At 59.4% G+C, this 10,628-nt stretch carries 9 protein-coding genes and 1 pseudogene; 9 read left to right on the top strand and 1 reads right to left on the bottom strand.

Features of this window, described 5'->3' with window-relative positions; genetic code table 11:
* Window positions 1-18 precede the first annotated feature (18 nt).
* From BLX42_RS17130 to BLX42_RS17140, 3 genes are read left to right on the top strand one after another with little or no spacing between them, the layout of a single operon-like run.
* Complete coding sequence (locus tag BLX42_RS17130) at window positions 19-594, top strand: HNH endonuclease signature motif containing protein (RefSeq protein WP_161872237.1); 576 nt, start codon at window positions 19-21, stop codon at window positions 592-594.
* Window positions 584-832, top strand: coding sequence for a hypothetical protein (locus BLX42_RS17135; RefSeq protein ID WP_046788373.1), 249 nt, complete (start codon window positions 584-586; stop codon window positions 830-832). Before BLX42_RS17130 ends, BLX42_RS17135 begins: the two co-directional genes overlap by 11 nt.
* Window positions 829-1,389, top strand: coding sequence for a hypothetical protein (locus tag BLX42_RS17140; RefSeq protein WP_161872238.1), 561 nt, complete (start codon window positions 829-831; stop codon window positions 1,387-1,389). Before BLX42_RS17135 ends, BLX42_RS17140 begins: the two co-directional genes overlap by 4 nt.
* A 76-nt stretch (window positions 1,390-1,465) precedes the next feature.
* On the opposite strand, the gene BLX42_RS17145 is transcribed toward BLX42_RS17140, so the two are convergent.
* A complete protein-coding gene (locus BLX42_RS17145; protein WP_161872239.1) occupies window positions 1,466-3,217 on the bottom strand; it encodes a DUF4214 domain-containing protein in 1,752 nt (583 codons plus the stop codon).
* 1,859 nt (window positions 3,218-5,076) lie between these two features.
* On the opposite strand from BLX42_RS17145, the gene gmd reads away from it, so the two are divergent.
* The 6 genes and pseudogenes from gmd to BLX42_RS17175 all read left to right on the top strand — a co-directional run.
* Entirely contained in the window at window positions 5,077-6,108 is a 1,032-nt protein-coding gene (gene gmd, locus BLX42_RS17150) for a GDP-mannose 4,6-dehydratase (RefSeq protein ID WP_161872240.1), read from the top strand.
* Window positions 6,108-7,004 carry a GDP-mannose 4,6-dehydratase gene (locus BLX42_RS17155; protein ID WP_046786636.1) on the top strand — a complete coding sequence of 299 codons (897 nt, stop codon included), beginning with the start codon at window positions 6,108-6,110 and terminating at the stop codon, window positions 7,002-7,004. Before gmd ends, BLX42_RS17155 begins: the two co-directional genes overlap by 1 nt.
* Window positions 7,001-8,146, top strand: a complete 1,146-nt coding sequence (locus BLX42_RS17160) for a glycosyltransferase family 1 protein (RefSeq protein WP_161872241.1) — start codon at window positions 7,001-7,003, stop codon at window positions 8,144-8,146. The genes BLX42_RS17155 and BLX42_RS17160 overlap by 4 nt, the downstream gene beginning before the upstream one ends.
* Entirely contained in the window at window positions 8,143-9,273 is a 1,131-nt protein-coding gene (locus BLX42_RS17165) for a glycosyltransferase family 4 protein (RefSeq protein ID WP_046786634.1), read from the top strand. Before BLX42_RS17160 ends, BLX42_RS17165 begins: the two co-directional genes overlap by 4 nt.
* A 59-nt stretch (window positions 9,274-9,332) precedes the next feature.
* A complete protein-coding gene (locus BLX42_RS17170; protein WP_046786633.1) occupies window positions 9,333-10,301 on the top strand; it encodes an SDR family oxidoreductase in 969 nt (322 codons plus the stop codon).
* Window positions 10,298-10,628, top strand: a pseudogene (locus BLX42_RS17175) (glycosyl transferase); the annotation flags it as partial. The gene BLX42_RS17170 and the pseudogene BLX42_RS17175, both read left to right, overlap by 4 nt.

Below are 10,628 nucleotides of genomic sequence, written 5' to 3' on the forward strand. Positions count from 1 at the left end.
CGCAGCCGTCCATGAGCGTTGCGATCTTGGGGTACTTTTCGCGCAGTTGATCAGCGACCAAGTGCCATTGAGGCAGAGGATGAGCTTTTACGCCTGCTCTACCCCAGCACAACTAACAAAGAACTCTGCGTCCTGCTGCCAGGCCGCACGGAAACGGCCATTACGCTGCGAGCGGCCGGGTTCGGTATCACGAAGACAAGAGAGCACCGATCAGCAATATCAAGACAGACATTCCTTGCGACCTGCGAAGCACAGGGCATACAGCCTGGCCAGCAACCTAGGCCGATAGGGGCAACCCACAGGAAGGGTCGATACATCCTGATCAAAGTTGCCCAGCCAGACGTTTGGAAGCCTCTGCATACACACGTATGGGAGCAAGCGAACGGGCCGGTCCCCGAAGGGATGATTGTCGCCGCCAAGGACGGAAACGTGAGGAACACGGAGCTGGATAACCTGTGCCTGAGAACATTCTCAGAAAACCAGCTGCGCCGTAACAAGCACTACAAGGACCTGCCGGAGGAGATCGTGGACATCCTCCACCTGCAGAACGAACTGAAGAAAGAGATCAAGAGGAAGACTAGGAATGAAAAATAAGCTCAGCGACCTGCGTGACCATCTTTTCGCCCAGCTCGAGGCGGTCCGCGAAGCCAGTGACGAAAACCTTCAGAAGGAAGTCCAGCGTGCCCAATCGGTCTCGGATATCGGTCGGGTATTGATCGACAGCGCCAAGGTCGAGATCGAGTACTTCCGCCATATCGGCGGGGAGAATAGCTCCAGCTCGTTCATCGAATCCAAGCCAGCCCTGCCTCCGGCGAAAGGAGTTCGCCCATGAAACTGAAGCTTGAGTACGCGGAACGACTGCGTCAGCTGTTGTACTCGCCTGATCTAACTCTTCGGAGCAGGCTGATTGTCGCAAAGCGCTATGCTAGACACCTTGGAGCGGTGCTTGAGGGGGAAATAAGTGGGATATTTGTGAGCCAGCCCGACAGGACGAATTCCTTCAGTTTCACCGCCGCTCGTCGGAAAAAGATGCGTTCGGGGACAAGGCGATCAGCTAGATCTCGCGCCGTTCATCGGGAAAAAGTGCTTGCTCTCAGGCAGTCGCTGGCCGATATCGGCAAGTGGCTTTGCTTAAACGATGTTGAGTTGACCCGGCTCAATGGGATTGAGGGGATCTGTGACCTTTTGGAGGTCAATCCGATGCATCGCGGGGAGGTGAAGGCGAATGCCAGCTGTGAAGATCGTGCCATCCAGGCAGTCGCCTTTGACTGCGCTAACGAAAGCAGCGCGGCGAGCCTGTCAGGTAAGCGTCCTGCGGAGTGCAAGGAAGGCCCGTTGTTCAGTGCGCTGTACGAACTGGCGAAGCGAGGCGGGGTGGTGGAGGCATAAAAAAACCCGCACCTTGCGATGCGGGTTTTTCACTTCACTCAGCGGCAAGCCGCTAAAGCGATGTCACGCTGACAAATCAGACGTGGGTGATAACGCCGTTGTTGACAGCGATGTCAGCCAGCGAAACGCCAGTCAGGGTGATAACGGATGCTTCAGGGGAAGCAGTTACGTTGCCCGAAGCGTCAACGGTGGTAGAGGCATTAGCGTACTCTACGCCTTCCACTACAACTTGAACGCCAGCAGAGCCTTGTACCAGGAAGAACTCCAGCTTGTTGCTGTCAGCAGTGCCGATGGCGCCCTGGGTGAAGCTCGAGCCCAGAACGATCGAGTCGCCAGAACCGAAGCTGTTAACGGTCAGGTCGTCTGCACCGGCAGCTTTATCGGCGAAGTAGAAGACGTCCGATTTTGCGTCCGCAGTTACAGTACCGGCAGCGATATCGTGGAAGGTAACCTTGGCGGCGTTTTCGGTGCCGAAGTCGGTCAGTGCTTTTTGGGCGTCAGCTACAGCCTTTTCCAGAGAGTCGAACTTGTCAACAACGGTCTGAATGGCGGCTACTTTCTCGTCAGCGGCTTTGGCATCTGCCAGCGTCTTGTCAGCAGCAACCTGAGCGGTTTTTGCGTCGATGTAGTCTTGACCTTCGCTACCAGCAGTACCAGCGTCGCTATCGATGGCCTGCAGGTCAGTAGTGGCATCGCTCAGTGCAATATTAGCCTTGGCGGCCGCCAGCTCCAGGTTGCCTTCTTTAACGACTTCAGCGCCGTAAGTAGGAACCTTGTTCAGCTCGGTGACCAGAGCGGCGCGGTGCAGTGGGTTCGAAGTGCTATCTGCCAGGAAGGCGATAACGTCAGCAGCAGTAGCGAAGGCTGCGCCGCCAGCTGCAGCGTTCAAGGTAGCGTAAGTAACGGTTGCGCCATCAACGCCCAGGGCGGAGTGCAGACCGGCAGCGGCGGAGGCGGCAGCAGTTGCGTTGGCAGTAACGGCATCGTCAGCGGCAGTTTTGGCTGCAACGGCGCTGTCGAAGGCGGCAACGGCAGCAGCGCCATCAGTTTGGGCAGAAGCAGCAGCTTTGGCGGCGGCGGTAGCAGTAGCAGCGTCAGCAGCTTCAGCGGCCAGAACGCCAGTCGACTTGGTCGAAACACCAGTAACCGCGTCGAAACGAGCCGCTTCAGCATCAGTCAGGGCAGCACCGGCTTCAGCCGAAGTTACAACGCCGTCGGTGTTATCGTCGAGAGTGGCGTTGCTGGTAGCAACTTCTTTCTCGTAGGCAGTAACGGCAGCTTCAGCAGAAACCACAGCGTTGATCAGGCCCAGGCCTGGAACGCCGCCTGGCAGAGTGCCAGTGTTGATCAGGTCGATAGCGTCCTGTACGGTGGCTGGATCGTTGGTAACGCCAGCGAGAACTTGCTTACCAGCTTCTGGATTGTAGTCCGCACCAACAGTGTCAGTGTAAGTCTGGGCAACGAAAACCTTGTTATTGATGGTTTGTTGGTCCAGAGCACCCAGGTTGGTGATCATGGTGGCCAGCAGGGTGTCTGTGGCTACAGTGCCATTCGCCAGAGCATCAACCCAGAACGCTTTACCTTCCGCATCAGCCGAGCGGCCAAGAACGTTGTTGTAGATTTTGTCAACCAGGGCAGCAGAATCCAGGCCAGCATAAGCAGCTTTGTATTCGGCGCTCAGGGTGAAGCCAGTGGCTACAGAAGCGATAGTAGCAGTGCCGTTAGCGATGGCATCGGCCCAGAATTTCTGTCCTTCAGCGTCAGCTGCGCGGCCCAGGTAACCGACGTACAACTGTTGAACTGCTGTGAGTTGAGCTTGAGTTGCCATGTTCAATACTTCTCCAAGAATTAAGTCGATTCGACAGTCAGGCTCTTTTCCCACGGGCCCGTCAGCCCAGCCTGATGCCACTCCCATCAAAGGGAGTGGCCCTTGAGGGGAAACACCTCACGACATGGGTTGTCCGTGTATTTCTGGGATGGACCCACAGGCGTAAAGCTGAGGCAATCCTACACACTTTTCCTATGATCGATCAACACTGTTCCAAAAAACAAATGTTTATGTTTTGATTGTAATTTTTCTCAAAATAAAGCCGTCAAGGTCTAGCCAAGCCCCGAACCAGTCAGCACAGGCAGCCGACCTGTGATGGAGTAGCCCTCCGTTCAGTTACCCAAAACCATCCCCCTGTCGTGGGTCAAGGTTAGCTTTTGGAGTTCAAGTACCTAGGTAAGCACTACTAGTAGGCCCCTGTCATGAGCGCTTGCTGGCCGAGACTTAACCGGTCGTGCCTTAGGGTGGGTCAGTGGAGTTGATCAAGCCTCCTGGCCCTAAGGCAGGTGGAGATCGGAAGCCCTCGTCATTGGAAGCCATGATGCGCATTCATTTGCTGCAGAAAGGTCTTTACTGAGTGATCCGGCCATGGGGAAAGTGGTTTTGCGAGATTGCCTCAATGCTGCAGCCTTTTCAGTCGGCGCTCAGTGGCCCGGCTACCGAGGGCACGACGACCATGAATTTCCTGCGCCTGCGAAGGAGGATCCAGTTGGCGGAGATATTCTGGAAGCCATTATTAACTACTTGCTAGAAAAGGGCTTGCGGTAGCACCGGTGCATGATTATCGATGTCACGATCATCCATGCGCATGGCTTGACTAAGAGCAAGGGAGGCGAGCGTGATCGGGGCATGAGTCAGGTGAGGAAGGGAAGTCGTACCAGTGACGTAGCACTCGGTACCTTACTTGGTCTGATGCACCATGCTTTGCGCTTGCCGTCTTGGTTTTTTGGTAGAATCCGGAGCACGGGTCAGCGTCGCATAGGACGATGCTGCCCTGACGCAGCTGCAGGCAACGAGCGCCCAGACAACCATTGATTACCCCGGGACCCTTGTCGCCAATTTATGCTTCACGCAGTGAGCGTCGGAAGTTGAGGGTCGTTGAGTGGGGGCTGAGGCTCCATCTCTGTTCGGGTGTGCAGCCCATATAAAGAAGAGGTAGCTGCCTAAGAACAGCTTGAAAGGGTGACAGTTTGTCAAGATTCCGCCTCGCCTGAACTGGCCGGGAAGGTCGGTGCTTGGGATGAGTCGCAATCCTTTGCTATCGTGGTAGGATTCTAGTTTTATGGCAAAAAGGCTTTGCCTTCGGTGTGGTCAATGCCGTGGGTGGAGTACTGATGTGTGACGCGATCTGTTGAAAGGTGCTGTGCGAAGTTACATCAGCTGGCTCCTGTCCAATTGCTTGGGCAGGGAGTTGAATCGGGAAAGCGTGGACAGTGCAGCCGTTTGGTTGAGCCCGGTGTCTGAGAGCTGCTCGGTGGAGATGGGGGGTATTGATGGCGAGGCTGCTGCGCTGTCCGCTGCAAGTAAGTCGGTGCATGTCGGTGCATATCGCTACGGTGCTGATTTAAGGCAAAGCGTTATGGGGGGGAATGCCGCGCTCTGAAGCGCTTGTCTTAGAATTTTTAGTGGTCTTGACTCAAGCGCCGACAGTCCAGTCCCGGCGCGCTATCCCCCAGGCGCTGCCCCCCCCCTCCCAGCAAAAACTACCCGCTAACCAGCGCAAGCTTTTTCTGAGTCGAGCACTTCGGCCAACAGATGTATACTCCGTCACCGAACATTTGTGTGCGCGGCAGGAATAGCCCGCGCCGGTCTAATAATCACGCATGCCCGCACGGCACTATCGGAGTTGGTTAAGTCGCATGAAAGCAATCGTCACTGGGATCACTGGTCAAGACGGCGCCTACCTGGCGGAACTGCTGCTGGAAAAGGGCTATACGGTCTATGGCACCTACCGTCGCACCAGCTCGGTCAACTTCTGGCGCATTGAGGAACTGGGGATCCACACCAACCCCAACCTGCACCTGGTCGAGTACGACCTCACCGACCTGTCTGCCAGCATCCGCCTGCTGCAAACCACCGAAGCCACCGAGGTGTACAACCTCGCTGCGCAAAGCTTCGTTGGCGTGTCGTTCGAACAGCCGCTGACCACCGCCGAAATCACCGGCCTGGGCGCGGTCAACCTGCTCGAAGCCATCCGCATCGTCAACCCGAAAGTGCGCTTTTACCAGGCCTCCACCTCCGAAATGTTCGGCAAGGTGCAGGAAATCCCGCAGGTAGAAACCACCCCGTTCTACCCGCGCAGCCCTTACGGCGTGGCCAAGCTGTACGCTCACTGGATGACCATCAACTACCGTGAGTCGTACAACATCTTCGCCACCAGCGGCATCCTGTTCAACCACGAGTCGCCCCTGCGCGGCCGTGAGTTCGTGACCCGCAAGATCACCGACTCGGTAGCCAAGATCAAACTCGGCCTGCTCGACAAGCTGGAACTGGGCAACCTCGACGCCAAGCGCGACTGGGGCTTTGCCAAGGAATACGTCGAAGGCATGTGGCGCATGTTGCAGGTTGACGAGCCAGACACCTTCGTACTGGCCACCAACCGTACTGAAACCGTTCGTGACTTCGTTACCATGGCCTTCAAGGCCGCCGGCATCGAAATCAACTGGAGCGGCAAGGACGAGGCAGAGCAGGGTACCTGCGCCGCTTCCGGCAAGGTGCTGGTCGTGATCAACCCGAAATTCTACCGCCCTGCCGAAGTGGAGCTGCTGATCGGCAACCCGGCCAAGGCCAAGGAAGTACTGGGTTGGGAGCCAAAAACCAACCTGGAAGAGCTGTGCCGCATGATGGTCGAAGCCGACCTGCGTCGTAACGAAAAAGGGTTCTCGTTCTGATGCAAATGGCCAGTAAACGCGCGCTTATCACAGGGATTCAGGGTTTCACCGGCCGCTACATGGCGGCCGAGTTGCGAGCCAGTGGCTATGAAGTAGTCGGTACGGGCAGCCAGGTGCTGGATGCCCCGGACTACCACCAGGTCGACCTTACCGACGGCCCGGGCCTGCGTGCGTTGCTGGCCGAAGTGCAGCCGGATGTCATCGTGCATCTGGCTGCCATTGCGTTTGTCGGGCACGGCGCAGCCGATGCGTTCTACCAGGTCAACCTGGTAGGCACGCGCAACCTGCTCGAAGCCATCGCAGCCTGCGGCAAGGCACCGGACTGTGTGCTGATTGCCAGCAGTGCCAACGTATATGGCAATGTTTCCGAAGGGATGCTGGGCGAGCAGACGCCGCCGGCGCCCGCCAATGATTACGCGGTCAGCAAACTGGCCATGGAATACATGGCGCGGTTGTGGTTCGACCGCCTGCCAATCGTCATCACGCGGCCCTTCAATTACACCGGTGTTGGGCAGGCAGAAAACTTCCTGCTGCCCAAGATCGTTTCGCACTTCAGCCGCAAAGCAGGCACCATCGAACTGGGCAACCTCGACGTATGGCGCGATTTCAGCGACGTGCGTGCGGTGGTGCAGGCTTACCGAGGGCTGATCGAAGCGCGCCCGCTGGGGCAGACGGTGAACGTCAGCTCCGGGCAAACCCATTCGCTGCGCGAAGTCATCGCCAAGTGCTCGGCCATTACCGGGCACCAGATCGACGTGCAGGTGAACCCGGCCTTTGTGCGCGCCAACGAGGTCAAGACCTTGTGCGGCGACAACAGCCTGCTGCGTAGCCTGGTACCCGGCTGGCAAACCCCGACACTGGATGAAACCCTGAGTTGGATGCTTGCGGGTAAATGAAGCTCATTCTTTCCGTCGAGCCGATCCGCTTCCCGCTGACCGGCATTGGTCGCTATACCTACGAACTGGCGTCGCGGCTGCAGAAAAGTAGCGAGATCACCGACCTGCAGCTGTTTGCCGGGCGGCGCTTCCTGCCAGGCCTGCCACAGCCTTCGGACCAGTCCGATGCCGTGCATGGCCTCAAGCGTTTCGTGCAGAAGAACGCCTTGGCGGTCGAAGCGTATCGCCGGCTGATGCCCTTTTTGCGCAAGCGGGCCTTGCAGGGCTATGAAGAATTCATCTACCACAGCCCCAATTACTACCTGCCGCCGTTCGCCGGCCGCAGTGTGGCGACCTTCCACGACTTGTCACCGTTCACCTGGGCGCACTGCCATGCGCCGCAGATTGCGCGTTACCTGCAAAAAGAGCTCATGCTTACGCTGGAGCGCGCCGATGCGTTGATCACCGATTCGCATTACACCCGTCAGGAGCTGGCCGATTACTTTGCCTGGCCCATCGAGCGCATCCATGCGGTGCCGCTGGCCAGCTCGCCAGAGTTCTACCCGCGTAGCCCCGAAATGCTCCGCGAAACCCTTGCCCGTCATGGCCTGGAGCCAGGCGGTTACAGCCTGTTCGTGGGCACCATCGAGCCGCGCAAGAACATCGAAACCTTGCTGGATGCCTACGGCAGGTTGCCGCTGGCGCTGCGCCAGCGCTGGCCGCTGATGCTCACCGGCTACCACGGTTGGCGCAGCGAAGCGATCCACGCCCGCATCGCCCAGGCGCAGCAGCAGGGCTGGGCCCGTTACCTGGGTTTCGCTGCCGCCCAAGACCTGCCGTTGCTGTTTGCCGGGGCCCGGTTGTTCGCCTTCCCCTCGCATTACGAAGGGTTCGGTTTGCCCGTGCTCGAAGCCATGAGCTCCGGGGTGCCAGTGGTGTGTTCCAACAGCTCGTCGCTGCCTGAAGTGGCAGGCCAGGCCGCCTTGATGTGCGCGCCCGATGATGTGGACGGCCTGACGGCGCTGTTGCAGCGCGGGCTTGAGGATCAAGCCTGGCGCGCGGCCGCCGTAGAGCAGGGGCTGCGCCATGCCGGCGGGTTTTCGTGGGAGCGCTGCACGCAAGCCACCCTCGAGGTTTACCGCAAAGTCAGGGAAGGGCAATGATCAAGGTTCTGCATTTTTTTAAAACCTACTACCCCGACTCCATGGGCGGTATCGAGCAGGTCATTTTCCAGATCGCCGAAGGTTGCCGAGCCGAGGGTATCGATTCGCAAGTGCTCTACCTCAGCAACCGCGGGGCGGCGCGCAACCAGCCGGTGGCCAACCACCTGGCCCACCGCGCCAAGCTTGACCTGCACCTGGCCTCTACCGGCTTCTCGCTGTCGGCGCTCAAAGACTTCACCGAGCTGGCCAGGCAGGCGGATATCGTGCATTACCATTTCCCCTGGCCGTACATGGACCTTGTGCATTTCATGGCACGGGTGAACAAGCCGTCTGTGGTGAGCTACCACTCGGATATCGTCAAGCAGAAGTGGTTGCTCAAACTCTACCAGCCGTTGATGCACCAGTTTTTCCAGAGCGTGGACCGGGTTGTCGCCTCATCGCCCAACTATGCCGCGCATAGCCCGGTGCTGACGCGCTTCAAAGACAAGGTTGCGATCATCCCCTATGGCCTGGACCGGTCGACCTACCCCAAGGCATCGGCGCAAAAGCTGGCGTACTGGCGCGCGCGCTTGGGTGAGCGGTTTTTCCTGTTCGTCGGTGCGTTGCGCTACTACAAGGGCCTGGACTATTTGCTGCAGGCCGCAAATCTCAATGGCTTGCCAGTGGCGATCATGGGCGGGGGCTTCCTTGAAGGGCAGCTCAAGCAGCAGGCAGCCGAACTGGGTTTGGAAAATGTGCACTTTCTCGGCGGGCTGCCCGATGAAGACAAAGCCGCGCTGCTGGAGCTGTGCTACGGCTTCGTGTTCCCGTCGCACCTGCGCTCCGAGTCGTTCGGCATTTCGCTGCTGGAGGCGGCCATGTATGGCAAGCCGCTGATTTCCTGTGAAATGGGCTCGGGTACCACGTTCATCAACCTGGCCGATCAGACCGGGCTGGTGGTGCCGCCCCGGGATGCCACGGCGCTCGCACAGGCCATGCAGCGCCTGTGGGACGCCCCAGTCATGGCCCAGGCCATGGGGGCCAAGGCGTTGCAGCGCTATGAAGAGGTGTTTACCGCGCCTTTGATGGCCGCCTCTTACGCCGAACTTTACCGTAGCCTGTTACAAGGCAGGCAAGGCCACGCCTGATTCCCAGGGGGCCGGCTGCACGTGCACTAATGTTACGCCTGCGGGCTGGATGTTCACTCATGGATAGACAAACCATTCTTGTCACCGGCGCCAGCGGTTTTGTCGGCAGCGCGCTCTGCCGCAGGCTGGCTTCAATAGGCGTGTACGCCCCTCGGGCGGCTTTGCGCCATACTGGGACGGGGCCGGCGGACATACCGGCGGTCACTGTAGGCGACCTGGCCGCCACGACCGATTGGCGTGAAGCCTTGGCCGGCGTCGATGCCGTGGTGCACGCCGCCGCGCGCGTGCATGTGATGAAAGAAACTGCCGCCGACAGCCTGGCCGCGTTCCGGCGGGTCAATGTCGAGGGCACGCTCAACCTCGCCCGGCAAGCAGCAGCGGCAGGCGTACGGCGCTTCGTGTTCATCAGCTCGGTCAAGGTCAACGGTGAGGCCAGTATTGCGGGCCAGCCCCTGCGCGCCGATGACGCGGCCATGCCGCTGGATGCCTACGGCATTTCCAAACATGAAGCGGAGCAGGCGTTGTGCCAGCTAGCCTTGGCCACCGGCATGGAGGTTGTGATTATCCGGCCGGTGCTGGTCTATGGCCCTGGGGTCAAAGCCAACTTCTACAGCATGATGCGCTGGGTGCAGCGCGGGGTGCCTTTGCCGCTGGGGGCTGTCGACAACCGGCGTAGCCTGGTCTCGGTGCAAAACCTCGTGGATCTTGTGGTTACCTGCATCGATCACCCACAGGCCCGTAACCAGACCTTCATGGCCAGCGATGGTGAGGATGTTTCCTTGAGCGAGCTCTTGCGTGCCCTGGGGCGTGCGCTCGGCCGCCCGGCGCGGCTGTTGCCGGTGCCCCCGGCCTTGCTCCAGCGCGCCGCCAATCTGCTCGGCCGGCACGACCTGGCCCAGCGTTTGCTCGGGTCGTTGCAGGTGGACATTGCCAAGAATCAGCAGCTGCTGGGCTGGCGCCCCCCGTTCACCTTGCAGCAGGGGCTTGACGCCACCGCCCGCTCTTTTCTGGAAACCCACCGCCCATGATCTGGCTGATTATCGCTGCTGGTCTCATTTCCCTAGCCCTGACCGCAGGGCTTCGGCGTTACGCGCTGGCGCGCAGCTTGCTGGACATCCCCAATGCGCGCAGTTCGCACACCTTGCCCACGCCACGCGGTGGCGGCCTGGCGTTTGTCATCACATTCCTGGCCGCCCTGCTGGTGCTGGGGTGGAGCGGGGTGGTCGCGGTCGGGTTGCTGGTCGGCCTGCTCGGGGCTGGGGGGCTGGTTGCGCTGATCGGCTTCATGGATGACCACGGGCACATCGCCGCACGCTGGCGCTTGCTCGGCCACTTTGTGGCGGCCGGCTGGGGGT

Origin of the sequence: Pseudomonas sp. SG-MS2, from assembly GCF_009933855.1 — a bacterium.
GTDB classification, from domain to species: Bacteria; Pseudomonadota; Gammaproteobacteria; order Pseudomonadales; family Pseudomonadaceae; genus Aquipseudomonas; species Aquipseudomonas putida_E.